The sequence below is a fragment of the Ruegeria sp. AB6 genome (genome assembly GCF_056542685.1).
On sequence record NZ_JBQGAD010000003.1, the window covers coordinates 125,711 to 148,979 of the forward strand.

Annotated in this window: 26 protein-coding genes; 10 read left to right on the forward strand and 16 right to left on the reverse strand. The window is 59.4% G+C overall.

Going from position 1 to position 23,269, the window contains the following annotated elements; genetic code table 11:
* Window positions 1-51: 51 nt before the first annotated feature.
* Window positions 52-1,425: a radical SAM protein gene (locus ACR0DB_RS08580; protein WP_480550145.1), complete on the forward strand. Its 1,374-nt coding sequence runs from the start codon at window positions 52-54 to the stop codon at window positions 1,423-1,425.
* Window positions 1,422-2,261 (forward strand): DUF547 domain-containing protein, encoded by an 840-nt coding sequence (locus ACR0DB_RS08585; protein ID WP_480550147.1) that lies wholly within the window; start codon window positions 1,422-1,424, stop codon window positions 2,259-2,261. The genes ACR0DB_RS08580 and ACR0DB_RS08585 overlap by 4 nt, the downstream gene beginning before the upstream one ends.
* A 48-nt stretch (window positions 2,262-2,309) precedes the next feature.
* On the opposite strand, the gene ACR0DB_RS08590 is transcribed toward ACR0DB_RS08585, so the two are convergent.
* Window positions 2,310-3,299, reverse strand: a complete 990-nt coding sequence (locus tag ACR0DB_RS08590; RefSeq protein WP_480550149.1) for an adenosine kinase — start codon at window positions 3,297-3,299, stop codon at window positions 2,310-2,312.
* Window positions 3,296-3,940, reverse strand: coding sequence for an endonuclease III (nth, locus tag ACR0DB_RS08595; RefSeq protein ID WP_170772829.1), 645 nt, complete (start codon window positions 3,938-3,940; stop codon window positions 3,296-3,298). Before nth ends, ACR0DB_RS08590 begins: the two co-directional genes overlap by 4 nt.
* 116 nt (window positions 3,941-4,056) lie before the next feature.
* On the opposite strand from nth, the gene ACR0DB_RS08600 reads away from it, so the two are divergent.
* Together ACR0DB_RS08600 and ACR0DB_RS08605 are read left to right on the forward strand one after the other, a co-directional pair.
* Window positions 4,057-4,899: a bifunctional helix-turn-helix domain-containing protein/methylated-DNA--[protein]-cysteine S-methyltransferase gene (locus tag ACR0DB_RS08600; RefSeq protein ID WP_480550151.1), complete on the forward strand. Its 843-nt coding sequence runs from the start codon at window positions 4,057-4,059 to the stop codon at window positions 4,897-4,899.
* 163 nt (window positions 4,900-5,062) lie between these two features.
* Window positions 5,063-5,713, forward strand: coding sequence for a peroxiredoxin (locus ACR0DB_RS08605; RefSeq protein ID WP_170355987.1), 651 nt, complete (start codon window positions 5,063-5,065; stop codon window positions 5,711-5,713).
* A 38-nt stretch (window positions 5,714-5,751) separates the two neighbouring features.
* On the opposite strand, the gene ACR0DB_RS08610 is transcribed toward ACR0DB_RS08605, so the two are convergent.
* The 3 genes from ACR0DB_RS08610 to ACR0DB_RS08620 all read right to left on the reverse strand — a co-directional run bounded on the left by ACR0DB_RS08610 (window position 5,752) and on the right by ACR0DB_RS08620 (window position 7,851).
* Window positions 5,752-6,474 carry a glycosyltransferase family 25 protein gene (locus ACR0DB_RS08610; protein WP_480550153.1) on the reverse strand — a complete coding sequence of 241 codons (723 nt, stop codon included), beginning with the start codon at window positions 6,472-6,474 and terminating at the stop codon, window positions 5,752-5,754.
* A gap of 69 nt (window positions 6,475-6,543) precedes the next feature.
* The gene (locus ACR0DB_RS08615) at window positions 6,544-7,233 is read right to left on the reverse strand and encodes an outer membrane protein (RefSeq protein WP_170772824.1); all 690 of its coding nucleotides are present in this window, start codon (window positions 7,231-7,233) and stop codon (window positions 6,544-6,546) included.
* A 132-nt stretch (window positions 7,234-7,365) separates the two neighbouring features.
* Window positions 7,366-7,851: a PACE efflux transporter gene (locus ACR0DB_RS08620; RefSeq protein WP_480550155.1), complete on the reverse strand. Its 486-nt coding sequence runs from the start codon at window positions 7,849-7,851 to the stop codon at window positions 7,366-7,368.
* 249 nt (window positions 7,852-8,100) lie between these two features.
* On the opposite strand from ACR0DB_RS08620, the gene ACR0DB_RS08625 reads away from it, so the two are divergent.
* Window positions 8,101-8,736 (forward strand): DUF1326 domain-containing protein, encoded by a 636-nt coding sequence (locus ACR0DB_RS08625; RefSeq protein WP_170772820.1) that lies wholly within the window; start codon window positions 8,101-8,103, stop codon window positions 8,734-8,736.
* Window positions 8,737-8,793: 57 nt separating this feature from the next.
* Window positions 8,794-9,315, forward strand: coding sequence for a GNAT family N-acetyltransferase (locus tag ACR0DB_RS08630; RefSeq protein ID WP_170772818.1), 522 nt, complete (start codon window positions 8,794-8,796; stop codon window positions 9,313-9,315).
* Window positions 9,316-9,376: 61 nt separating this feature from the next.
* Here ACR0DB_RS08630 and pnp read toward each other — a convergent pair whose 3' ends face one another.
* Complete coding sequence (pnp, locus tag ACR0DB_RS08635) at window positions 9,377-11,524, reverse strand: polyribonucleotide nucleotidyltransferase (RefSeq protein ID WP_170785135.1); 2,148 nt, start codon at window positions 11,522-11,524, stop codon at window positions 9,377-9,379.
* 346 nt (window positions 11,525-11,870) lie between these two features.
* Between pnp and ACR0DB_RS08640 the strand changes: the two genes are divergently transcribed.
* Window positions 11,871-13,583, forward strand: coding sequence for an adenylate/guanylate cyclase domain-containing protein (locus ACR0DB_RS08640; RefSeq protein ID WP_480550158.1), 1,713 nt, complete (start codon window positions 11,871-11,873; stop codon window positions 13,581-13,583).
* 69 nt (window positions 13,584-13,652) lie between these two features.
* On the opposite strand, the gene ACR0DB_RS08645 is transcribed toward ACR0DB_RS08640, so the two are convergent.
* The gene (locus ACR0DB_RS08645; RefSeq protein WP_480550160.1) at window positions 13,653-14,423 is read right to left on the reverse strand and encodes a nuclear transport factor 2 family protein; all 771 of its coding nucleotides are present in this window, start codon (window positions 14,421-14,423) and stop codon (window positions 13,653-13,655) included.
* A gap of 180 nt (window positions 14,424-14,603) precedes the next feature.
* On the opposite strand from ACR0DB_RS08645, the gene ACR0DB_RS08650 reads away from it, so the two are divergent.
* The gene (locus tag ACR0DB_RS08650; RefSeq protein WP_170772810.1) at window positions 14,604-14,981 is read left to right on the forward strand and encodes a winged helix-turn-helix transcriptional regulator; all 378 of its coding nucleotides are present in this window, start codon (window positions 14,604-14,606) and stop codon (window positions 14,979-14,981) included.
* Window positions 14,982-15,064: 83 nt separating this feature from the next.
* Here the strand turns inward: ACR0DB_RS08650 and rpsO are convergent, their stop codons facing one another.
* The 6 genes from rpsO to rbfA all read right to left on the reverse strand — a co-directional run bounded on the left by rpsO (window position 15,065) and on the right by rbfA (window position 19,193).
* A complete protein-coding gene (rpsO, locus tag ACR0DB_RS08655) occupies window positions 15,065-15,334 on the reverse strand; it encodes a 30S ribosomal protein S15 (protein WP_008757925.1) in 270 nt (89 codons plus the stop codon).
* 145 nt (window positions 15,335-15,479) lie between these two features.
* On the reverse strand, window positions 15,480-16,478 hold the full coding sequence (locus tag ACR0DB_RS08660) for a calcium-binding protein (RefSeq protein ID WP_480550162.1): 999 nt from the start codon (window positions 16,476-16,478) through the stop codon (window positions 15,480-15,482).
* A 95-nt stretch (window positions 16,479-16,573) separates the two neighbouring features.
* A complete protein-coding gene (locus ACR0DB_RS08665) occupies window positions 16,574-17,077 on the reverse strand; it encodes a DUF1643 domain-containing protein (RefSeq protein ID WP_480550164.1) in 504 nt (167 codons plus the stop codon).
* Between the two features lie 20 nt (window positions 17,078-17,097).
* Window positions 17,098-18,003: a tRNA pseudouridine(55) synthase TruB gene (gene truB / locus ACR0DB_RS08670; protein ID WP_480550166.1), complete on the reverse strand. Its 906-nt coding sequence runs from the start codon at window positions 18,001-18,003 to the stop codon at window positions 17,098-17,100.
* Between the two features lie 54 nt (window positions 18,004-18,057).
* Entirely contained in the window at window positions 18,058-18,801 is a 744-nt protein-coding gene (locus tag ACR0DB_RS08675; protein WP_480550168.1) for a phosphodiester glycosidase family protein, read from the reverse strand.
* The gene (gene rbfA, locus ACR0DB_RS08680) at window positions 18,798-19,193 is read right to left on the reverse strand and encodes a 30S ribosome-binding factor RbfA (RefSeq protein ID WP_170379347.1); all 396 of its coding nucleotides are present in this window, start codon (window positions 19,191-19,193) and stop codon (window positions 18,798-18,800) included. Before rbfA ends, ACR0DB_RS08675 begins: the two co-directional genes overlap by 4 nt.
* 90 nt (window positions 19,194-19,283) lie before the next feature.
* Between rbfA and dapB the strand changes: the two genes are divergently transcribed.
* Window positions 19,284-20,093 carry a 4-hydroxy-tetrahydrodipicolinate reductase gene (dapB, locus tag ACR0DB_RS08685; protein WP_480550170.1) on the forward strand — a complete coding sequence of 270 codons (810 nt, stop codon included), beginning with the start codon at window positions 19,284-19,286 and terminating at the stop codon, window positions 20,091-20,093.
* 38 nt (window positions 20,094-20,131) lie between these two features.
* A complete protein-coding gene (locus tag ACR0DB_RS08690; RefSeq protein ID WP_480550172.1) occupies window positions 20,132-20,815 on the forward strand; it encodes a DUF2306 domain-containing protein in 684 nt (227 codons plus the stop codon).
* Here the strand turns inward: ACR0DB_RS08690 and ACR0DB_RS08695 are convergent.
* From ACR0DB_RS08695 to tmpA, 3 genes are read right to left on the reverse strand one after another with little or no spacing between them, the layout of a single operon-like run.
* Window positions 20,802-21,470: an ureidoglycolate lyase gene (locus tag ACR0DB_RS08695; RefSeq protein ID WP_480550174.1), complete on the reverse strand. Its 669-nt coding sequence runs from the start codon at window positions 21,468-21,470 to the stop codon at window positions 20,802-20,804. The genes ACR0DB_RS08690 and ACR0DB_RS08695 overlap by 14 nt on opposite strands.
* The gene (tmpB, locus tag ACR0DB_RS08700; RefSeq protein ID WP_480550176.1) at window positions 21,467-22,057 is read right to left on the reverse strand and encodes a (R)-1-hydroxy-2-trimethylaminoethylphosphonate oxygenase; all 591 of its coding nucleotides are present in this window, start codon (window positions 22,055-22,057) and stop codon (window positions 21,467-21,469) included. The genes ACR0DB_RS08695 and tmpB overlap by 4 nt, the downstream gene beginning before the upstream one ends.
* A complete protein-coding gene (gene tmpA, locus ACR0DB_RS08705; protein WP_480550178.1) occupies window positions 22,054-23,190 on the reverse strand; it encodes a 2-trimethylaminoethylphosphonate dioxygenase in 1,137 nt (378 codons plus the stop codon). Before tmpA ends, tmpB begins: the two co-directional genes overlap by 4 nt.
* Window positions 23,191-23,269: the final 79 nt, after the last annotated feature.

The window sequence follows — 23,269 nt, forward strand, 5'->3', positions numbered from 1 at the left end:
TGCCGTGAGGGGGCATAGTTCGGGCCACACGGCATCTCTAGCTTGGTCCGCATGAGAGATACCGCGCACAGCCCCCCCGCCTTCGTCCCTGCAGGTCGCAAGTTCATCGGTTCTGACCGCCGCGCGCCTCTGCGCGAGGGTTTGCAAGGCTGTGGCGAATACCATGCCGGGCAAACGGCGGGGCGGTTCTATCCCATCGCTTGCGTTGCGCTGGAGGTCACGCAAAGGTGCAATCTGGATTGCACGCTGTGTTACCTCTCGGACCGGGCCGAGATTACCTATGACCCTCCTCTGTCGGTTCTGTTTGCTCGGTTGAAGACAATTCAAAGCCACTACGGCACCGGCGTATCGGTGCAGTTGACTGGCGGTGATCCGACCCTGCGCAAGATCGAGGATCTTGAGGCGCTGTGCCGGGAAATCCGCCATTTGGGTATGCGGTCCTGTCTGATGACAAACGGGATTCGCGCCAGCCGCGCCAAGTTGATGCGGTTGGCAGCGGCGGGGCTGAACGACGTGGCCTTTCATGTGGACATGACGCAAGAGCGTAAGGGGTTCACCTCGGAAGAAGAGCTGAACACCGTCCGCCGCGCCTATATCCGCCGGGCGCGGGGATTGGGGCTGCGTATTCTGTTCAACACCACGGTGTTTGCCGGCAATTTCGACGAACTGCCCATGCTGGCGCGGTATCTGCGGGATCGACCCGAGGTGGCGTTTGTCTCGTTCCAGATGCAGGCCGATACCGGGCGCGGCGTGTTGCGCGAACGGCCCGAGATGATCACGCAGGACAGTGTCGCGCGCGCGGTCGAGGAAGGCTATGGGACGCCGCTGCATTTCGGCACGGCGGCTGTGGGCCATTCCAAATGCAACCGTTACGCCAGCGTCCTGACGGCCGGAGGGCGCGCGGTCTCGCTATTGTCTAACCAAAGCTTGGTGCATCGGGTGATGACAGCGCTGGAAGGGGTGGACGACAATCAGGACGCCCATATCCGTATTCGCCCCAAGGTTGGGCGCATGATCCGACGACATCCGCTGCTGGCCCTGCGCGCATTGGGGCAACTTGGGCTGAGCGTCGCTTGTCTGGGTAATGGCGTGCTGCGTGGCCCGGTGCGGCGGCAAGCGGTGTTCATTCACAATTTCATGGCGGCAGATCAGTTGGACGAAGACCGCTGCGCCTCGTGCGTGTTCATGGTGGCTACGGCGAACGGGCCGCTTTCGATGTGTGTCCATAACGCGCAGCGCGACATGCATCTGGCCAGCCCTGACCGGATTGACGGGCCGACCGGTCCAAGCTGGTGGAACGCTGCCGTTCCGCGTCTGTCCAATGGCCCGGACCTGCCCGAACTGAGCGATCCGGCGCTTGCTCCGATGAAACGGCTGAAAGGGCAGATGCGCGCCCTGCGCCAGTCCCGAAAGGATGCCTCATGAGACGTCTGCTGACCCTGCTGTTGCTGCCCCTGCTTGCGGCTTGTGCCAGTGTCGAACGACTGGCCCTTCCCGCGCCCGAACCTTTGGCGAACAGCGCCCTGACCCGCGTCGCCCAACCGCCCGGAGAGCGTGTTGATCACCGCGACTGGACCACCTTTCTGAACCGCTATGTCGCGCCTGATGCGCAGGGGGTGAACCGGATGGCTTACGGGCAGGTCTCGGCCGAAGACAAAGCACGTTTGGACGGGTATATCGAAGATTTGCAAGCAGTGGACCCTGCGGCGCTGACCCGTGATCAACAGCTGGCCTATTGGATCAACATGTATAACGCGGTGACGGTGGATGTGATCCTTGAGAACTACCCCGTCGCCTCGATCCGCGACATCAAGGACGGGCCGCTGTCAATCGGGCCATGGAACCGGCCCATAGTGACGGTTGCGGGGCAGGCCTTGACCCCGAACGAGATTGAACATCGCATCATCCGCCCTGAATTCAACGAGCCGCGCATTCACTATGCCCTGAACTGTGCCGCTGTGGGCTGCCCCAACCTGATGGACCGCGCCTGGCAGGCCGACACGCTGGAGCGTGACTTTGCCGCCGCCGAACACGCCTATATCAACGACCCGCGTGGCGTGCGGTTTAATGACAATGGCGGGCTGATCCTGTCCAAGATCTTCATCTGGTTCCGAGAGGATTTCGGACCGAACGAACAGGCGGTTCTAACCTATGTCCGAACGGTCGCCGACCCCGATCTGGAAGCGCGGCTGCAAGATGTGTCCCGTGTCAGTGCCTATAGTTATGACTGGGCACTGAACGACGCGGCGGCGGGGTCGTAAAAAAGCTGCGCCAAGGTCATCTGGGCGCCCTCGGCGCTACTCAGCGACTTACAGCAAGCCTTCGGCGCGCAGCAATTCCTGCATATTCGCTTCTGGCCTTGGGCCGATATGGCTGATCACTTCGCGGGCGCAGACATTGCCGATCTTGGCGCAGGTCTCGTAATCGCGCCCTGTGGCCATACCGAACAGGAACCCAGCGGCGAATTGATCGCCCGCGCCGGTGGCGTCCACGGGCACAACCTTTTCCACCGGCACGTCCACCCGCTGACCATCGAACAAAACCGAGACGCCATCACCCGACCGGGTGCATACGACCAGAGGGCAAATCGCGGCGGTTTTGGCCAGAGCATCCTCGAGATCATCGGTTTCGAACAGCGATTTGATCTCGGCCTCGTTGCCGATCACGAAATCCAGCTCGTTCTCGATCAGCAGCAGGAAATCGACCCGGTGACGTTCCACGCAGAACGGGTCGGAAATGGCGATCCCCGCCTTGCCGCCGCCCTTGTGACAGGTGCGCGCGGCCTCAAGAAACGCGGCTTTGCCCTTTTCCTTGTCGAACAGATACCCCTCAAGGAACATGATTTGGCTGTTGCCTGACACATCCTCGGACACGTCCTGTGATGACAGTTCCGAGGAAATGCCCAGATAGGTGTTCATTGACCGTTCGCCGTCGGGCGAGACAAAGATCATCGAGCGTGAGGTCGGCAGCTCGCCACCCGGCACCGGCGGGTTGACGAAATCGACGCCGTCCTCGTTCATCGCATCCGCATAGAACCGCCCCAGCGCGTCGTCATGCACCCGGCCAATGAATGCCGCATCCAGTCCCAGTGCCCCGGCACCCGCGATGGTATTCGCGACCGAGCCGCCGGGCGTCTGCACGCGCCCCTCCATCGAGGCATACAGCACTTCGCCGCGCTCCTGCTCGATCAGTTGCATGATGCCCTTTTCGATGCCCATCAGTTCCAGAAAGCTGTCATCGGCCTGGGAGATCACGTCCACAACGGCATTTCCGATACCGGTGAGCTGGTAGGTTTTCATAGGGTCTTGTCCTCAAATTCGCAGAGATCGCGGATGATACAGGTTCCGCATTGGGGTTTGCGCGCCTTGCAGTGATAGCGACCATGCAGGATCAGCCAGTGATGCGCGTGCAGTTGGAAATCGGCGGGAATATTGTCTTCGATGGCGCGTTCGACGGCATCTACGGTCTTGCCGGGACAAATGCCGGTGCGGTTGCCGACGCGGAAGATATGGGTGTCGACCGCCTGCGCCGGTTGCCGCCACCACATGTTCAGAACCACATTGGCCGTCTTGCGCCCGACACCGGGCAGCGATTGTAGCGCGGCACGGGAATTGGGCACTTCGCCGCCATAGTCTTCGACCAGAATGCGGCTGAGTTTGATGACGTTCTTGGCCTTCTGGCGGAACAGGCCAATGGTCTTGATATGCTCGGTCAGGCCCTCTTCGCCCAAATCCAGCATCTTTTGCGGTGTGTCGGCGATTTTGAACAGCTCGCGCGTGGCTTTGTTAACGCCCGCATCGGTGGCCTGCGCCGATAGCGCTACGGCCACGACCAGAGTATAGACGTTCACATGATCCAGCTCGCCCTTGGGTTCGGGGTCGGCGTCCTGAAAACGCGTAAAGATCTCGCGGATCGTGTGGTAATCGAGTTGCTTTGCCATCCGGGCCTTAATGCCGCCCGCAGGCGCATGACACAAGCCCAAAGCCAATGCGCATGTTTCGGGTCGCGGCGGCGTGGCGCGCGGGATATGGTCCGGGGCAGCAGATGAGGTGAGTTATGAACGTCCAGACCCCCGAAAGCGGATACCACTACAACGTCATGCGCCGCGCGATCGAGCTGATTGATCAGGGCGGCGAATCCCTGTCGCTGGACGAACTGGCCCGCCAGATGGACATGAGCCCCGCGCATTTTCAACGCCTGTTCTCACGCTGGACCGGGGTATCGCCGAAACGCTATCAGCAATATCTGACGCTGGGCCACGCCAAGGCCTTGCTGCACGAGCGGTTCACCACGCTGGAGACCGCGCATAACGTGGGGCTGTCCGGAAGCGGCCGTCTGCATGACCTGTTCCTGAAATGGGAATCCATGAGCCCCGGCGAATATGCCCGCAAGGGCGATGGCCTGACGATTTACTGGGGGTGGTTCGACTGCCCATTTGGTCCGACGCTGGTGATGGGCACCAACAAGGGTATCTGCGGCATGGCTTTTGGCGCGGAAACCGGCGAAGCGGCGGCGATGGAAGATATGACCTCGCGCTGGCCCAAAGCCTGCTATGTCGAGAATGCCGAAAAACTGCGCCCATGGGTCGAGGCGTCGTTTGGTACCGATCGGTCTGAGACGCCGCTGCACCTGATCGGCTCCCCTTTACAGATCAAAGTGTGGGAGGCGCTGATGCACATCCCTTCGGGGCAAGTCACGACCTATTCCGAGATCGCGCAGCGGGTGGGGTCTCCTCAAGCAGTTCGGGCTGTGGGTACGGCAGTCGGGCGCAACCCGGTCAGTTGGCTGATCCCATGCCACCGTGCGTTGCGCAAGTCAGGCGGGCTAGGTGGCTATCATTGGGGCCTGCCCGTCAAGCGCGCCATGCTGGCTTATGAGGCCGCGCAGGCCGAGGCCTGAGACAGGCGCGCCGCGTTTTTGTTGGGGCGAATTCCTGAATTTCAGGATAATATCGTGATACGTGAATTTTGAGCGATCCCTCAAAGAACGGTTTAACTTACACGCAAAGTGATTAAATTCGCATCAGCCTGCCAGGCTGACCAACAGGAGAAGGAGACGCATTATGGGCTTGCGCATCAACGACACCGTCCCGAATTTCACCGCAGAAACGGATCAGGGCACCATTCAGTTCCACGACTGGATCGGTGACAGCTGGGCTATTCTGTTCTCGCACCCCAAGGACTTCACTCCTGTCTGCACCACCGAGTTTTCTGCCGTGGCGCAACTGAATGACGAATGGGCGGCACGCAACACCAAGGTTTTGGGCGTGTCGGTCGATGGTGTGGAAGACCACAAGAAGTGGAAGAAAGACATCGAGGCCTATGGCAATGCCAATCCCGGTTTCCCGATCATTGCCGACGACGGGCTTGCGGTCTCGAAAGCCTTCGACATGTTGCCTGCCGAAGCTTATCTGCCCGATGGCCGCACCCCGGCGGACAGTGCCACCGTGCGTTCTGTGTTCATCATCGGCCCGGACAAGCAGTTGAAGCTGTCGATGACCTATCCGATGACCGTGGGTCGCAATTTTGCGGAAATCCTACGCGCGCTGGACGGTCTGCAAATGAGCAGCAAGGGCGTCGCAACCCCGGCCAACTGGGTGCCCGGTGAAGACGTGATCATCCCGCCTGCGGTGTCGAACGAGGAGGCCAAGGAGAAATTTGGCGAGTTCGAAACGATCTTCCCTTATCTGCGCAAAACCAAAGCGCCGAGCTAAGAAACAACAAAGCGGGGCATCAGGCCCCGCTTTTTCGTTCAGCAAGCCGGCTTTTGCGGATGGCTGTGCAGATAGGCGCGATAAGCTGCGCGCTTGAACTCGCGGGTCAGTTTGTCGCCCAGCGGAGGACGAGTCTGGATTGTGGACCCGCCGATTTCGCCAGCCACTTCCTGATTGCCACTGCCCTGAAGCGACAGGATTGGTTGGCCGGTTAGCCAGTGCATTTGCAGGAACGTATCCACAGGGCGGTCGATCTTGTCAGTTGCGGCCAAAAGCCGTTCTGCCGCGCGGCGCCCGACAAGCTGGCACACACATTGCAACCCGATCACCTTTGGCAGGATCAGACGCTGATCATTGGTTTTGGCCAGCACTTGCGCCGCAACTTCGCGTTGTTTTACGGGAATGCGGATATAGTGCTCGGGCGTAGCAAAGGCCGCCAACATCTTTAGCGCTTTGGCCATGCGAATGGGGTCAATGCGCAGGTCATCTTCGGTGATGATGGCCATATCGATCTTTTCGTCCACCAGTTTGCGCCAAAGACGACGATGGCTTTCGAACACCCCGATCTCCGCAGGGCGCAATTTAAACGGGTATTCTGGATGGTGCAAATTGCCGGGAAACAGCGCAACATCGGCGATCTGCGCCGGGTCGCGACCGTTTACCGCTTCGAATAATTCCGCGTTCGGAAGGTCGCTGCAAAGTTTCTCGGCATTGGGTCGCCGCGCGGCACTAGAGGACATATGGATGACGAAAGATCGCATGTCCTCGTGCATAGAGCACGCGGACATGCGGGGGAAGGGAAACCGGAGAGAAACACTTCCCCTATTCGATCAAAATCTTTGGCGCACGCCGAAATTGATGCTGAACGCGTCGATGTCATCTTCGACGGTGCCGGTCAACGCGCCGTTCGGGGCCAGACGGTCCGAGGAAACGTCGAAGGCGCGCGAATAGCGCGTATCCAGTGTCAGGGCCGTGTTTTCGCTGACATCATAGGCAACGCCTGCGATGATCTGAGCGGCAAAGTTGGTGTCACTGTCATCCAACTCCACACCCGGTCCGTATGAGAAATCCAGATCGGTGTAGGCGACACCCAGACCCAAGCCGACATAGGGCGTGAGCGCGCTAGCGGTTTTGAAATCGACCAGAACATTGGCAAACAAGGACGTTTGGGTCACATCACCCGAAACGTTGACTTCGCTTGCGGGCCCGTTGCCGGAAAAATTCACTCCGTCTACGTCATTGTCCCGATAAGAGAGTTCAAGTTCGACCCGAGTGGCGATGCTGTCATTGCTCCACTGTGGGATTTCTTTGCCGATGGCAATGCCCAGTCCAAACCCACCGTCAAAATCGGTATCGACGGATTCCGGGCCACCATTGACGGTGCCGGTGAAATCGCTGTCCTGCAAATTGCTGTAGCCAGCAAATCCGTGGACGTAGAGGTCATCTGTGAGGCTTTGCGCAACCGGTGCTGACGCGCTGAGGCCCAGCACCGCCGAGGCGAGAATAATTCGCTTAACCATGTCCATGTCCTTTGTTCCAAATGGTTGTGAACCCACATGTGGACAAACTCGCCGCAAATGAAAGACAGGCGAGCTTCACTTCGATTCACAGCTTATTGGGGTGGAGTGATCGAACAAGCAGCGCGGGTTTGTTCAGATGTTATTGCAGACCGCCGCGCCGGGATCGCATTGCGGTGTGCCCTCGACCGCAGAGACAGGTCTTACGGGGCGTAACCGGTCATAAATGATATGAAAAACATAGGTGTAGATCGAATAGGTGATCGTCAGCCCAAGATTGAAAGCCAGTGCGGCCTGCAGGGAATAGCCGCCAAAATACATCAGCAACGGGCATGTAATAATAATCGCGGTGACCTCATGCAGCACCGCGTGGACGATCCGCAACCGGTGGGGGCGGGCGCTTGCCAGGCGGCGGGTTCGGTGCCGCTCTATCCAGTCGAACGACGTGTTGAAAATGGGCGACCAGATCAAAATGACGATGGACAGCAGGGAAATCAGCGCAAACCCATGCGCCATCGATGCCCCCGCGATATACGCATAAACCGGCGAGACGAACGCGATCCCCACCACCTCGAAACTACATGTTTGGATGACTCGCTCTTTGAACGATCTTAATGTCATGGCCCATTCCTTCGCACACACTTATTGGTTGTGAGACGTCGGCCCTGCATGCTCGGTCGCGGGTCTTTCGACCCTTGCGCAAATTGTCATGCCGAAAGCCTTCTGACTGTGAAGTTCGACACATTCGCGCGTCTTTCTCATTCTCATTCGATTTTTCGCGGAGGTTCGGGATTTGGCGTAAATATGCTATGGTGCCGCGATCGGGGCGGGTGATGACAGGTATCGGGCTTTCACATCAGGAGAGTTACGATGGCATTCACAGATTGGTACGTTGAGGGCGAAGCCTTCGGGAATTGCAACTGCGGCTACGCCTGCCCCTGTCAGTTCGAAGAATTACCCACCAATGGCAATTGCAGGGGTTTCGAAGTGCTGGAGGTCTCCAAGGGGCATTTCGGCGACACTGATCTGGCAGGCACCAAAGCGGCCCTGATCTACGCGTGGCCCGGCCCGATCTTTGAAGGCGGCGGCGAGATGCAGGTGATTATTGATCCCAGCGCCTCGGACGCGCAGCGCGATGCGTTGGAAAAGGTGTTTCACGGTGAGGAAACGGATGAGATGGCCACCCATTGGTTCGTCTTCCGTGCCATGTGCAAGACCGTTCACGAGACACTGTATCTGCCGATTGATTTCGATATCGACATCGAAGGGCGCAAGGCCAAGGTCACCGTGGGCGATGTGCTACAATCCACGGGGCGTCCAATTCAGGCCCCGCACGGCGGCGGCGAGCATCGCGTTCGGATCGACATTCCCGGCGGGATCGAATTCACACTGGCCGAGATCGGTAGCGCTTCGACCAAGGCGGATGCAGCGATCAAGCTTGATCTGAACGACAGCTATGGCCAGTGGCACGTGATGAAACATGGGCCGTCCGGTGTTGCGCATTGAACAATGGCTTGTGGTCACACCCGCAACAGGGTCAACTGATCCGCGAGGTGTGACCCGATGATTGAAATTGAAAACTGCGCCGCGTTGCCGCCCAAGGATCAGCTGAATGGCATCCTGTCGCAATATTACGACCTGATTGTCGAACGCATGGGCGCCATGGGGTTCGAGATTGATCCATCCGCCCCGGAAAGCGCCTTAGCCGAATTCTGGGCGCGCCCCGAGGATTACCTGCCACCCAATGGTTGCCTGGTCGTGGCGCGGGATGGGCAGTCCGCGATTGTGGGGTGCGGGATGCTGAAGCGTCTGGATCAAGAGACCGGTGAGTTAAAGCGCGTCTTTGTCACCGAAAGTGCCCGTGGCACCGGAACCGGGCGCGCGTTGATCGTGGCGCGAGAGAATGCCGCAAGACAGATGGGGTTGAAACGGCTGGTGGCCGATACGTTGACCCCGAATGTTGAGATGCGCAGCCTGTATCCGAAGCTTGGGTTTGTGGAACTGGACACACCGATCGAGACAACAACCTACAAGGACCAACCGATGTTGCGACCGCATCTGCATTACTTTGCCAAGGACTTGTAGGGTCACAAAAAAAGACCCCGGCCAGAACCGGGGTCTTTGGTAATTCGAAAAGAGGCGCTGATTATTCGGCGTCTTCTTTCTTTTCTTTCTTTTCGGGAACGATCTCTTCGCCGGTTTCCTGATCGACCACTTTCATCGACAGGCGAACCTTGCCGCGATCATCAAAGCCCAGCAGTTTGACCTTTACTTCCTGACCTTCCTTCAGAACATCCGAGGGATGGTTCAGGCGGCGGTTTTCGATCTGCGAGACGTGCACCAGACCGTCGCGCTTGCCAAAGAAGTTCACGAAGGCACCGAAATCGACGATCTTGACCACTTTACCAGTGTAGATCTGACCTTCTTCGGGCTCTGCGACGATCGAGTGGATCATCTCGTAAGCTTTCTTGATCGACTCCCCATCGGGCGAGGCAATCTTGATCACGCCGTCGTCGTTGATGTCGACCTTGGCACCCGAAACCTCGACGATTTCGCGGATGACCTTACCGCCCGAGCCGATCACTTCGCGGATCTTGTCGGTTGGGATGTTCATGGTCTCGATGCGCGGGGCGTGGACCGAGAATTCGTTGGTCTCGGACAGGGCTTTGCCCATCTCGCCCAGGATGTGCATCCGGCCGTCCTTGGCTTGCGCCAGGGCTTTCTCCATGATCTCGGGCGTGATGCCCGCAACCTTGATGTCCATCTGCAACGAGGTGATGCCGTTTTCGGTACCCGCAACCTTGAAGTCCATGTCGCCCAGGTGGTCTTCGTCACCCAGAATGTCCGACAGGATGGCATAGTTGCCGTCATCTTCCAGAATCAGACCCATGGCCACACCGGCAACTGGTGCTTTCAGCGGAACGCCCGCATCCATCATCGACAGCGAGCCGCCGCAGACCGACGCCATCGAGGACGATCCGTTGGATTCGGTGATCTCGGACACGATGCGGATCGTGTAGGGGAAGTCGGTCGCCGCAGGCAGAACCGCCTGCAGGGCGCGCCATGCCAGCTTGCCGTGGCCGATCTCTCGACGGCCGGGACCACCGACGCGGCCAACTTCACCAACCGAATAGGGAGGGAAGTTGTAGTGCAGCAGGAAGTTCGATTTGAAGTTGCCGTGCAGCGCGTCGATGAACTGCTCATCATCACCGGTGCCCAGCGTGGTTACGGCCAGTGCCTGAGTCTCACCACGGGTGAACAGGGCGGAACCATGGGTCCGGGGCAGCATCGAAGTTTCAGCAACGATCGAACGGATGTCGGTGGTCGAGCGACCGTCAATCCGCTTGCCGCCTTTGACGACGTCGCCTCGCAGGATGCCGGCTTCCAGCTTTTTCATCGCGGAACCGAGGTTGCCGTCTTCTAGCTGCTCTTCGGTCAACGCTTCTTTGATTGCTTCGCGGGCCGCGGCAACGGCGGTGGTGCGCTCTTGCTTGTCGGTGATCGCGAAGGCGGCGCGCATCTGCTCTTCACCGGCTGCGGCCACAGCAGCGTAGAGGTCCGCATAGTCGGGGGCGGCGAATTCAAACGGCTCTTTCGCAGCTTCTTCGGCCAAGCTGATGATCAGGTCGATAACCGGCTGAATTTGTTCATGCGCGAAGGTCACGGCGCCCAGCATTTCGGCCTCTGACAGCTCGTAAGCTTCCGATTCCACCATCATCACGGCATCTTTGGTGCCGGCGACAACCAGATCCAGACGCTGTTCAGGGTTCAGGCGCAGGTCCTGCATGTCGTCTACGGTCGGGTTCAGGACGTATTCGCCATCCACGAAACCAACGCGGGCACCGGCGATCGGACCCATGAACGGCGCGCCGGAAATAGTCAGAGCAGCCGACGCAGCAATCATTGCAACGATGTCGGGATCGTTGACCAGATCGTGGCTCAGCACGGTGCACATGACCAGAACTTCGTTTTTGAAGCCATCGACGAACAGCGGGCGGATCGGACGGTCGATCAGACGCGCGGTCAGCGTCTCTTTTTCGGTCGGGCGCGCCTCGCGCTTGAAAAAGCCACCCGGAACTTTACCGGCAGCATAGTATTTCTCTTGATAGTGGACGGTCAGCGGGAAAAAGTCCTGACCGGGCTTTTGGCTTTTGGCAAAGGTCACGTTGGCCATGACGCTGGTTTCGCCCAGCGTGGCAATCACGGTGCCGTCCGCTTGACGGGCAACCTTGCCGGTTTCCAGTGTCAGCGTCTCTTCGCCCCACTGAATCGATTTCTTTGTTACATCAAACATATGCGTATCCTAGAACGGAGCACTCCCGCCCCTGCGGGTCTCCGGTTTGCATGGCGGCCCCATTGCCGCCGACCCCATTTATCTTCCATTCGAGTGCCAGGGTCCGGGCACAACGTCTCAGATACCCGCGCGCATACATGAGTTTGAGGCGGAAGGGAAGCGAAACCGAAGCACCGACCTTTAGTTGCATGCTTGTCAAACAGGGAGTTGACACCGCGCGCGTGAAATCAGGTTGGAACGAAAGCGAAATGTGCCAAGGCTACGGACAAACTTCGCGGATGTCCTGCGCAAATAACCTGACAGACGGTCTCCCGCGCGGTAAGTTGCCTTTGTTGGGGGGCTGTCAATGAAAAGACGACTTACGACCGTGCTGGCGGCAGATGTCGTTGGATACTCGGCGCTGATGGATCAGGACCGGCAGGGCACGTTGGCCGCGCTCAGGTCGTTTCGTGAAGACACGCTTAAGTCCTTGCTTGAGGCGCATAAGGGGCGCCTGATCAAAAGTATGGGGGACGGGTGGATTGCCGAGTTCCCCTCGACATCCGACGCCGCCGATTGCGCAATTGCGGTTCAATCGGCTCCAAAGGCAGATACCATTCGGCTGCGTATCGGCATCCACACGGGCGAGGTGATCTCGGACGGCGACGATATCTTCGGTGACGGGATCAATATCGCCGCGCGGCTTGAGGCATTGGCTGAACCCGACCAGATCCTGATCTCGGACACGTCGCACAACAGCCTGGACCGGGGTGATGCGGCTCAGTTCGACGGGGGCGAGCAGACCGAGTTGAAAAACATCACGCGCCGCATCGGTGTCTGGTGCTGGCCCAAGGGGACGTCGGCCAATCTGTCGACCTCGGCCGACACGCGCCCCGGGATCGCCGTGCTGCCCTTTGACAATATGTCCGGCGACCCCGAGCAGGAGTTTTTTGCCGACGGCATGACCGAGGACATCATCACCGAGCTGTCGCGGTTTCGGTGGCTGATGGTAGTGGCGCGCAATTCATCTTTTATTTTCAAAGGAAAAAGCATTGATATCCGTGAGGTCGGGCGTAGCCTGGGCGTTCGCTATGTGCTGGAAGGGTCAGTCCGTCGGGCGGGCCAACGTGTTCGGATTACCGGGCAGTTGATTGATGCGGAAAACGGCAGCCACCTTTGGGCAGATCGGTTTGATGGTGTGTTGGACGATATTTTCGATCTTCAGGACAAGGTCACGCAAGAGGTGGTGACAGCAATCGAGCCGTCACTGCGTCGCGCTGAAACCACCCGCTCGCGCGCCAAGCCAACCGAAAGTCTGGAGGCGTATGAGCTGTATTTACAGGCTCTGTCGCATTTCCATTTGCTGACCGATGAAGACAATCGCGAAGCGATCCGGCTTACCACTCTGGCACTGGAGCGCGACGCTGACTACGCAGCCGCAGCCGGGTTGTTGGCATGGCTGCACATCCAGCGCCTTGTGCAGGGTCTGGAACCTGTGGGCAAAGGCCCCAAGGCCGCCGTAGCTGCCGCCGAACGCGTGTTGATGAGCGACCGGGCTGACGGAATCGCACTGGCCTATGCGGCGCACTCGATCTCAATGCTGGCGCGGGATTTACCGCGCGCACGGGCTGCTTTCAAACAGGCGTTGGCCGAGAATCCGAATGCTGCGAGTGTGCATATGCTGGCTTCGATCAACCTGTGCATGCTGAATCGGCCGGACGAGGCACTGGATCATGCGACGCAATCCGTTGAACTCAGCCCCAAGGACCCGATGCGACACGCCGCGCATATTGCCCGATGCAGCGCTTTGTTCCAGCTTGCCCGGTACGAAGAAGCCGCCGCCGCAGCGCGTGAGGCTCTGGCCGTTCGGTCCGGTTTTGTCATGAGCCATTTGATGCTGATTGCCGCGTTGGGGCAACTGCCGGATACAGCCGCGGCGAAGTCTGCGGTCAATGACCTTAATGCGCTTCGGCCCGATATCACCGCATCTACCGAACAAGCCAAACTGCCTGTGTTTTCGATGACAAATGCTTCGGAAAATTGGCGCGCCGGGTGGCGGAATGCGGGTCTTCCTGATTGAAGAAAGCGGAAAACGCCCGCACGTTTGACGGGCGCTTTCTCATGGCGCTTCAGGGGCGGTCAAGCTTACTCAGAACTTGCCGTTCCCATGTGCCATTTCGGACGGGATAGGTGAGACGACGTCCCAGTGCTCTACGATCTTGCCATCTTCCACGCGCCACAGATCGAAGAAGGCCCAGGGTTCGCCGCCCATGACAGCATCGGTCGCGACAAAGACGAAATTGCCTTCGGCCACGGCGAATTGAGGCTCAAACTTGGTGATTACCATTCCCTGTGCAGCAAATGCTTCGATCGCGGCCATCAATCCCGACAGGCCGTCTTCGATTGACGGGTTGTGTTGCATGTAAACTTCGGGGTCCATGTATTTCGAGACATTCTCTGGTGCTGCCCCGCCCAACACGTCGCGTACAAAACCCAGAACCAAGGCTTTGTTTTCTTGGGTCTTGTCGAGATCGGTGATCTCAACCGCACCATCCGTCATGCCGCGCCCTGACGCGGTGGTTTCGGGGATAGGTTGCAAGTTGTCCCAATGTTCAACCACTTTCCCGTCTTCTACGCGAAAGATGTCAAACGCAGCGAGCGAGGACGCGCCGAACGCGTCGGCATTGTCATAGGTGTTGTGCAGTACGACCAGATTACCTTCGGTTATCACGCGATGGGTGGTCGCGGTCATACCAGCCTGACCGACCAACGAGATCAGGCCCATCAGTCCTTCGGCCCCGGTCGGTACCTGCGGATTGTGCTGAACATAGTCGGTGCTTACCATCTGACGCGCAGCTTCTGGGTCATGGTCCAGGAAAGCGGCAGAAAAAAGTGCGAGGACAAGATCTTTAGGGGTCATGGTGAATTCCTGATGATTCGTGTTGCGTTGATAGTAGGTATCAAAAACGCACCAAAGGGCAATTACGCACCTTAAATTCACCGGGTTACTTTTAGGATACTAGCGAAAAAACAGTATGTTGCATTTGTGATATAAGGTATTGTAGTCGTTTCTGGTATTCATAATGAACTTGAGGGTGTCATGCTTCCCATTGGCGTTAGCAATAAAGCCGAAGCGTCGAACTGTTCGATCCGATCCGTTTTGTCCAACGTCACAGGCAAGTGGCGGATGATCATCATTCTGGCGCTAGAAGATGAGCCGAAGCGGTTCGGAGAGCTCAAGCGATGTATCGGTGACGTTACGCAAAGGGTGCTGACCGAAAATCTGCGGGGGCTACAGCGGGATGGATATTTAACGCGTACTGTCGATCCCGGTCCGCCTGTCGCTGTGTCTTATGCACTGACACCTCAGGGCCGCAGCTTATTGGAACTGCTCAGGCCGCTCGTCTACTGGTCGCACGAACAGATGGATCAGGTTAAGACCGCGCGCATGGAATATGATCGCGCCGCTTCGGACTGACAGCACAATAGCTTCGATAGATCGTCCCGAACAAAAAAACGCCCACCAAATTGGCGGGCGTTTCGAATTGGACGAAAAAGCGCTTAGCGGCGGATGCCCAGCTTTTTGATCAGGTCCTGATAGCGTGCTTCTTCCTTGCCCTTCAGGTAGTCCAGCAGTTTACGGCGCTGGGCGACCATTTTCAGCAGACCGCGGCGACCGTGGTTGTCTTTTTTGTGGGTCTTGAAGTGCTCGGTCAGGGTGGTGATGCGCGAGGTCAGGATGGCAACCTGGACTTCAGGCGAACCGGTGTCGCCGTCCTTGGTTGCGAATTCTTTCATGACGCGTGCTTTTTCAGCGGCAGTAATCGACATCGGGGTCTCCTTGTAAAAGGTTAAGGTTGATGGCGCAGGCCGGGATGTCGTCCAGCACAGGCCCATGGAGAAAACCGCACCGATTCCGATGCGGATGCGCGCGTATAAGCGGATTTTCGGCGGATGGCAAAGGGATTCTGCCCGATCAGCCCAACGCGTTCAATTGCGCCAGCGCGCCCTCGCCAATCAGTTGGATATCCTCGGCGGTCAATCCTTCGGCTGCCAGCAGTTGCACGGCGGTCTGCCCGTTGATCACGACATTTGTCAGGTTGTCATCTTCGGCATCGGGTTCAACCTGAATGTCGGGATCTTCCTCGCCGGTCCACGAGATCAGCAGCTTGTCTTGACCGGGCTGGAAGTCCATCACTGTGACCGGGTCGTCGCCCTCTTCTGGCGTAACAATGATCTCATCCGCCCCTTCGCCACCGGTCGCTATGTCGCCCCCTTCAGCCAGAATAGTGTCGTCCCCGTCGCCGCCGTTGAGGAAATCGACCTCATCTTCGCCTTCGGCATCCTGTCCGATCAACACATCGTCGCCGTCGCCCCCGAACAGCACATCCTCACCCGTGCCGCCGTGCAGCCTGTCGTCGCCATAGCCGCCATGCAGGGCGTCATCCCCCTTATCCCCGCTCAGATCGTCGTCGTCCTGACCGCCATAGAGGTCGTCGTTCCCGACGCCGCCCTCCAGATGGTCTGCACCGAAATGGCCGTAGAGCGTGTCATCCCCGTCCTCTCCGATCAGAAGGTCATCGCCATCTTCGCCATGCAGAATGTCATCGTCCAACCCGCCCAGGACCGTGTCGTCCCCGTCCCCACCGTGTAGGGTATCGTCGCCTGCGCCGCCGACAACGGTGTCATCCCCGGCATAGCCGTTGATCTGGTCGTCGCCCTCCTGACCGGTCAGAATGTCCTGCTCTTCGGTGCCTGCAAGGATCAGATTGCCTTCGTGTTCGGAAATGACAGTTCCGGTTGACGGTGCGTCTGGCACATCGTCAATCTCAAGCAGATTGCCTTCCGAGATCTCTTCGGCGTCATCTTCGATGACGTCTTCTTCTTCATGCTCGTCCTCGGGCTCAAAAATGTCGCTGATCGCATAGGCCGCGCCACCTAGGGCTGCGATACTGAGAAACCCGATCATGAACATGGAACCCCTCCGCGAACGCATTGCCCCGAGGATGATTTATCCCATGCGTTCAGGTGGTTGGTCAAAGACAGCTTGGGGTCGTGGTTAACCCTTTGTCACCATAGCTCGGGCTGCTGGGTATAGGCGATGTAGAGCGGGTGTCTCGGGTGGCCCGCCTTGGTAAGTCCCAGATGGAATAGCAGCTGACCGGTGCCGCGCAGCAGGGTCTCGACCGCCGGGCCACGGTTCAGATGTTCTCCATGCGTGCCCCATGCGGCGATGACCTGATCGGCCCATTCGACACCGTCGAGAATGGCCGCGTCATTCGCAGGGCCCACCGGATCGGTGGCGGCGCGCATCTTGCGGGGGTCGGTGTCGCGCCAGGCAAAGATGTTCGTCACCTGAAACGCGCCAAACCCCAGCGCCCGCGCGCGCCGTTCGCAGCGTTCGACCGTGGGGTCGTTCTGCACCTCAGTCGCGGTCGAAGGGTTGAGCATCACAAACAGCGCCTTGCGCCCGCCCGCATCCCACACACGGGTCAGGCTATAGCGATACTTCTCACAATCGGAATAGACGGCGGTCGAGGGCGCATCGCCCTTGGTATGCGTTCGGATGATCATGCCTCCGCCTAACACGGAGTTCAGGAGACGAACACCCGGCTGGGATGCAATTCGCCGGATTTATAGATGCCCACCGCCACGGCTTTGCCATCGAGCGAGGCCCAGGCTTCATCGCCATATTCCACGTCGCGGGCCAGAACCATGCCCGGATTGCCGTTTCGCAGGCGGGTGGCGCCCTCGGGGGTGCATTTCAATTCGGGCAGGTCGGCGAGGCCGGTTTCCAGAGGGTGCAGATAGGCGTCCAACGCTTCGGTCTTGGCCATCTCGTCGATCTGGTCGATGGACAAGCCATCTTCGACCTCAAACGGGCCGGACCAGATGCGACGCAGCTCTTTGACATGGCCGTGGCATCCCAAAGCGGCACCCAGATCGCGGGCGATGGAGCGGACATAGCCGCCCTTGCCGCAGGTCATCTCCAGCACCACGTGATCGGCGTCGGGGCGGTCGACAAGGATCAGTTCCTCAACCCACAGGGGGCGGGCGGACAGCTCCACATCCTCGCCGTCGCGGGCCAGTTTATAGGCGCGCTGGCCGTCGATTTTCACGGCGGAGAACTTGGGCGGCACCTGCATGATGTCACCCAGAAACGGGGTCAGCGCCTGTTTGATATCGTCATCCGAGGGGCGCGCATCGCTGGACGCGATCACCTCGCCCTCGGCGTCATCGGTGTTGGTGGCCTGACCCAGACGCACGGTGAAGGTGTAGGCTTTCAACGCGTCGGTGATGTAGGGAACGGTCTTGGTCGCCTCACCCAGCGCCACGGCCAGAACGCCGGTCGCCTCGGGGTCCAGCGTGCCCGCATGGCCCGCTTTCTTGGCGTCCATCGCCCACCGCACCTTGTTGACCACAGCGGTTGAGGTCATGCCCGCAGGCTTGTCCACCACCAGCCAACCGGAAATGTCGCGGCCCTTGCGTTTGCGTCCCATATCACACCTTGATTCATGCTAAGGCGCGCGGGGTAGCGGATCACGTGGGCGCTGTCAATTTACGGGTGCGCTTTCGACCACACCCACGATGGGCCCCAGTGAAAAGCCTATATCCGAGCGGCCCCCGGCCCGGTCATACATGCGTGAAATATTCCCGTCGAAGAACAGTGCGTTGGGGGTTTTCAGCACGTCCCGAAACAGGCTGCCGAATTCGTGGAAGGTGACGTAATCCTCGGAAATCGCGAACACCGCGCGGGTGCCATCGGCGCTGGTGCCCACACCGTTGCGCACAAACAGAGAGGTCGAGTCGGGCAGGAAGCGCGGGTGCAGCTCTCCGTCGATCACCAGCATGGGGCCGGATTGGGTGGCGAAACGGCACTCGGGCGCCTGATCGACATAGTCCAGCGTCTCGAACACGTCGGCGCGGCCGTCGCGGACGCAGAACACGCCATTGGGCAGCAGGCCGAAATTGCCGGGGCCGGGGTTCGAAATGACGCGCATCTGTTCCTGCCCGTCCTCGACATAATGGCCGACAGGCGAGCGGTCATCGTGATACATGCCCGCATTCATTGCAAAGGCCAGACGTTCACCCCCGGGGGCCAGCGCCTCATTCACCGAGGAGAAATGCCCCAGCAGATCGCCATTGTCGTCGTTCAGAAACAGGCGCAGGTCTTCATTGGCCGCGTCCACTTCGCACACAGTATATCGCTTGTCGTCGTGGGTGACTTTCTCACAGCTCACCGCACTGGCCTGCGCGGCCCACAGGAGCGCGCCCAATGTGGCCAGCGTGCGGATCACTCGTCCAGATCGCGGCGCACCGCGTCCTGTTCGAACATGCGGCGGGTGTCGTCCAGACGGTCGAACGTGTCATCCAGACGGAACCGCAGATCGGGTGAAAACTTCAGGTTCAGCTTCTTGCCGATCATGCGCCGCAGCTCACCCTTGTTGCGGGCCAGCAGATCGATCACGTCCTCTTGGCCTTTGCCGCCCAAAGGCAGCACATAGGCGGTGGCGATTTTCAGATCGGGCGAGGTGCGCACCTCACCCACAGTGATTGACATACGGTTCAGGTCGGGATCGTGGACATCTCCGCGCGCCAGAACCTCGGACAGGGTGCGGCGGATCAGTTCGCCGACACGCAGTTGCCGTTGGGACGGGCCGGGGCCATCGTGGAATTTGTTCTTTGCCATGACTTCGATCTAAGCCCAAATCCCACCTTTGCCAAGCGGGCGCGAACCGGGTAGGAGGCTTTGAGCCGATTGCAATGAGGGAAGCAAGCCATGACCCATATTCCGGGGATCGTCATCACAGGGGCTTCGGGCCGTATGGGGCAGATGCTGATCAAGACCGTGACGGACAGCGATCAGGCGCGTCTGGTCGGCGTTGTTGAACGTGCGGACCATGACTGGATCGGTCAGGATGTGGGCACGGCGATGGGCGGCCCCGCGTTGGGCGTCACTGTCACAGATGACCCACTGGAAGCATTCGCGCAGGCGCAGGCGGTGATAGACTTCACCGCGCCCGAGGCGACGCTGGAATTTGCCGCGCTGGCCGCACAAGCGCGCTGTGTACATGTGATTGGCACCACCGGTATGACGGATGAGCAGATTGCCGCGCTGGAACCTGCCGCGCGCCATGCAGTGATCGTGCGGGCGGGCAATATGAGCCTCGGCGTCAATCTGCTTGTGCAGCTGACCAAGAAAGTTGCCGCCGCGCTGGATGAGGATTTCGATATCGAAGTGATCGAAGGTCATCACCGCCACAAGGTCGATGCGCCCTCGGGCACTGCCTTGATGCTGGGTGAGGCCGCAGCCGAAGGGCGCGGGGTCAATCTGGCGGACGTGTCCGATCGCGCCCGCGACGGCATCACGGGCGCGCGCAAACGCGGCGATATCGGTTTCCACGCCATTCGCGGCGGAGACATCGTGGGCGAACACGATGTTTTATTCGCAGCTCCGGGCGAACGTATCGTGCTGCGCCATTTGGCCACCGACCGCGTCATCTTCGCCCGCGGCGCGCTGAAAGCGGCGCTGTGGGGGCAGGGCAAAGCCCCCGGTCAGTATGATATGGTGGATGTACTGGGGCTCTGAGCTATAGACGTGCTAACCGACGGCCCTATGGTCAGCTTATGCAGACCGTAAGATCTCGAGTACTTTTGGGCCTGTTGCTGATTGGGTTCTATCTGACTCTGCTGCCTTTCGTTGTACACGGCGTAGGTATGATCGGCATCGGATTGTCCGCAGCCGCTGCGCAGCAAAGCTATTTGTTTGCAGATGGGCAGCCTGTCGGCAATTTGGCGATGGTGCTGCATATTTGCGCCGGAACTGTTTTGGTCGCTCTTGTTCCTTTGCAACTGCTGAAAGGGGTTCGGCGCACGTTCACCGGCTTTCATCGTCAGCTGGGCAGAGTGCTGGTCGCATTGGCGTTGTTCACGGGTTTGGCCGGAATGACCTATATCCCCCTGCGTGGCACGATCGGTGGGTCGGTCATGTCGGCGGCCTTTTTCCTTTATGGGCTTTGCCTGTTCACGGCAGCGCTGATGGTGGCGCGTATGGCGTTGAACAAAGACCGTGCCGGTCATTGGGCTTGGGGCCTGCGCCTGTTCTGGCTGGCGCTGGGATCGTGGCTTTATCGGGTGCACTACACGATCTGGTATCTGTTGACCGGTGGGCTGGGGTCCGAGCCCGATTTTTCGGGCCCGTTTGACCTTGTGCAAAACTTTGCGTTCTACGTGCCATATCTGATGGCCGTTCAGCTATGGATCACCCGCAAGCAACGGGCGCATACTGGGGCTTTGCCTACACGTCCTTAATCTTGTCCGCGCGCAGCGGGCAAGACAGGTAGACGCCGAACTCTTTCCCGATATCGGCGCTGACGCGCGCATGAACTGCGCCCTGACGGTCAAGAAACCGCTGGCTGTCTTCGACCGGGAAAATTCCCTCGTGCCAGATACCGGGATGAATATAGAGCCCGCGTGAGCCGTCACACCAGAAGGCCACGACCTTCTCGGGCGTCAGGTTGTCGCCGGGCAGGGCAGCAGGAACGATGAAGGGCTTGTTGTCCAGGGGCCAGAACATCTGACCGCCATCCGGGTGATAGTTCATGTGCCACAGCAGGACCTGATCACGAGGCGCGGTTTGGCGTGCGGTTTGCGCCTGCTGCGGATCGGCGGACCAGCCCAGAACATAGTGGCCTTTGACCGCCTCGTTCTCGCCATAGAGCACGTCGCCTTGCCAGTCGCATTTGAACGTGCCTTCAACCCAGCCGCCTTCGTCACCGGTGCCCTCGTCGATGGGCCGCCAGCCTTGCTGCGGCCAGCGGGTGATCTCGATCTCGAACCCCTCGGGGTCATCGACCAGACAACCATAGCCTTTGACGGATGCATCGGTGGCTCGGATCAGGGGCAACTCGTGCCACGGCAGGGACGGTTTGGTGCTGGCTTCAAAGATGTACTCAGGCGCGTTCATGCGGCCCCCATATGCTTGTCGACCATACGCTGCACCATCGGGGCGAAATGAGCGAAATCGGGGGTTTCCATATCCGCGCGTTTGCCGGCCTCGTCCAGATAGCGGACCTGAATGATCTCTTTTAGGTTCGGGTTGGCCTCGAACGCGGCCACCTCTTCGGGGTTCATCGGGCCGCCCTGCAACTCCAATGTGTGGACCGAGGCGGTGGACAGCCGGTTGAAATACTCGGGCTTGGTGGCGCAGAGATAGCGCTTGGCCGCCACGTGATACCGGCAGCAATCGGTGATGACGGACGGGAAGAACTGCTCCAGCACTTCGGCACCTGCATCCTCGTGGTGGCGGTCTTCGGTGTCGTCGGGGTGATAGGTGCCGAACTCGGACGTAAAGTGGCCGATATCGTGCAGCAGGGCGCCGACGATGATTTCCTCGGGCATGCCGTTCTGTTCAGCAATCGTGGCCCCTTGCAGCATATGTTCGGCCATGGTGACGGGTTCGCCCAGATATTCCTCACCACCGCGGCGGTCGAAGATGTCGCCGATGAAGGCCACAATGTTGGTGCGGTTCAGGGTCGAGAAATCGGGTTTCATTCCGCCGCCTCCGGCTGAGGGGCATCCATTGCCGCCAGCGTGGACAGCAGCCCGTCCTTGTCGGCGTAGCAGCCTTGCAGCCACCGCGACCCGGCCCCGGAATAGCCCAGCCGCGCATGCAGCACGCGGGTGTTGTCGACGATAAAGCATTCACCCGGTTCCAGCTTGAACGACACGCCCATGGCCGGGTCGTCGATGATGGCTCCCAACTGACGGTAGGCGGCATAGTAGGCCTCCATCTGGTCAAAGGGGATGTCCACAAGCGGAGCAGACGACCGGTTGTTGAATCGGATGCCAATCAACTCGCCATCGGGCGACAGTTCGATCATCGGGCGGCGGGACCGCAGGCAAACCCCGTCTTCGCCCTTGTATTCAAACCGCGCCGGGTATCCGGTCAGCAGGGCAAAGCCCTCGGGGTTTTGATCACGCAGTTTTTCGGCTGCGCGGAAGCCATCGACCACGATTGACTCGCCACCTTCGGCGCTGTTTTCAAGGCAGTAGAGAATTTGCAGCGTTGGCACCGGGTCGCGATAAGGGTTGTCGGTATGCGCCTGCAAACCGAGCCCGGTAAAGGCAAGGTTGGTGGGGTTCACCTCAGTCCGAACCTCGAAATAAGGGCCATAATTGGTCTCGCGCACATAGCCGAACAGGTCGGCCACTTGCAGTAGCGATTCCGGCTCGGTCGGGCCGTTTGTCAGCTTGGCGAAGCCATATTCGGCGACGGCGGCCAGCCAGTTGCGCTTGGCAGTGGGATTGGAATGAACCTGCGCCCAATCTCCGGCGGGGGCTTCGATGCCCTGCGCCCACGTGGTGATGCCGGGGGCGAGGCGTCCAAACTCGGCACTTTGGGTGCGGTCATAGCTGTGTGCGGCAAGCCAGTCGGCGGGAAAGGTGACCGTCTTGTCTTCGGGCTGAAAGGTGACGCGAAGATCGCCCTTTGCCATCTCAGCGGCGCTGATCGTGGTATCGACGGGAATGTCCCCGATGGTGATCAGGCGCTGACCATTGCCCGGCGCGCGGGTGTCGGGGTCCAATGCATTGTCACGCAGCCAGATGGCGTGAAAGCGGGATTGGGTGCCATCGGCAAATTCGACAGTCACGATCTGGGCCGTATGAGTGGCAGTGCGCAGCATGAGGCTTCTCCTGATCGGCGCGAGCTTTGCTTGAGGTGATACGTGCCTCGTGGCATTAACACAATTAAACCTTATTGCG

Coding starts and splice junctions, on each gene's coding strand:
- ACR0DB_RS08580 (WP_480550145.1), top strand. CDS start 52: ATGAGAGATACCGCGCACAGCCCCCCCGCCTTCGTCCCTGCAGGTCGC.
- ACR0DB_RS08585 (WP_480550147.1), top strand. CDS start 1,422: ATGAGACGTCTGCTGACCCTGCTGTTGCTGCCCCTGCTTGCGGCTTGT.
- ACR0DB_RS08590 (WP_480550149.1), bottom strand. CDS start 3,299: ATGAAAACCTACCAGCTCACCGGTATCGGAAATGCCGTTGTGGACGTG.
- nth (WP_170772829.1), bottom strand. CDS start 3,940: ATGGCAAAGCAACTCGATTACCACACGATCCGCGAGATCTTTACGCGT.
- ACR0DB_RS08600 (WP_480550151.1), top strand. CDS start 4,057: ATGAACGTCCAGACCCCCGAAAGCGGATACCACTACAACGTCATGCGC.
- ACR0DB_RS08605 (WP_170355987.1), top strand. CDS start 5,063: ATGGGCTTGCGCATCAACGACACCGTCCCGAATTTCACCGCAGAAACG.
- ACR0DB_RS08610 (WP_480550153.1), bottom strand. CDS start 6,474: ATGCGATCTTTCGTCATCCATATGTCCTCTAGTGCCGCGCGGCGACCC.
- ACR0DB_RS08615 (WP_170772824.1), bottom strand. CDS start 7,233: ATGGTTAAGCGAATTATTCTCGCCTCGGCGGTGCTGGGCCTCAGCGCG.
- ACR0DB_RS08620 (WP_480550155.1), bottom strand. CDS start 7,851: ATGACATTAAGATCGTTCAAAGAGCGAGTCATCCAAACATGTAGTTTC.
- ACR0DB_RS08625 (WP_170772820.1), top strand. CDS start 8,101: ATGGCATTCACAGATTGGTACGTTGAGGGCGAAGCCTTCGGGAATTGC.
- ACR0DB_RS08630 (WP_170772818.1), top strand. CDS start 8,794: ATGATTGAAATTGAAAACTGCGCCGCGTTGCCGCCCAAGGATCAGCTG.
- pnp (WP_170785135.1), bottom strand. CDS start 11,524: ATGTTTGATGTAACAAAGAAATCGATTCAGTGGGGCGAAGAGACGCTG.
- ACR0DB_RS08640 (WP_480550158.1), top strand. CDS start 11,871: ATGAAAAGACGACTTACGACCGTGCTGGCGGCAGATGTCGTTGGATAC.
- ACR0DB_RS08645 (WP_480550160.1), bottom strand. CDS start 14,423: ATGACCCCTAAAGATCTTGTCCTCGCACTTTTTTCTGCCGCTTTCCTG.
- ACR0DB_RS08650 (WP_170772810.1), top strand. CDS start 14,604: ATGCTTCCCATTGGCGTTAGCAATAAAGCCGAAGCGTCGAACTGTTCG.
- rpsO (WP_008757925.1), bottom strand. CDS start 15,334: ATGTCGATTACTGCCGCTGAAAAAGCACGCGTCATGAAAGAATTCGCA.
- ACR0DB_RS08660 (WP_480550162.1), bottom strand. CDS start 16,478: ATGTTCATGATCGGGTTTCTCAGTATCGCAGCCCTAGGTGGCGCGGCC.
- ACR0DB_RS08665 (WP_480550164.1), bottom strand. CDS start 17,077: ATGATCATCCGAACGCATACCAAGGGCGATGCGCCCTCGACCGCCGTC.
- truB (WP_480550166.1), bottom strand. CDS start 18,003: ATGGGACGCAAACGCAAGGGCCGCGACATTTCCGGTTGGCTGGTGGTG.
- rbfA (WP_170379347.1), bottom strand. CDS start 19,193: ATGGCAAAGAACAAATTCCACGATGGCCCCGGCCCGTCCCAACGGCAA.
- dapB (WP_480550170.1), top strand. CDS start 19,284: ATGACCCATATTCCGGGGATCGTCATCACAGGGGCTTCGGGCCGTATG.
- ACR0DB_RS08690 (WP_480550172.1), top strand. CDS start 20,132: ATGCAGACCGTAAGATCTCGAGTACTTTTGGGCCTGTTGCTGATTGGG.
- ACR0DB_RS08695 (WP_480550174.1), bottom strand. CDS start 21,470: ATGAACGCGCCTGAGTACATCTTTGAAGCCAGCACCAAACCGTCCCTG.
- tmpB (WP_480550176.1), bottom strand. CDS start 22,057: ATGAAACCCGATTTCTCGACCCTGAACCGCACCAACATTGTGGCCTTC.
- tmpA (WP_480550178.1), bottom strand. CDS start 23,190: ATGCTGCGCACTGCCACTCATACGGCCCAGATCGTGACTGTCGAATTT.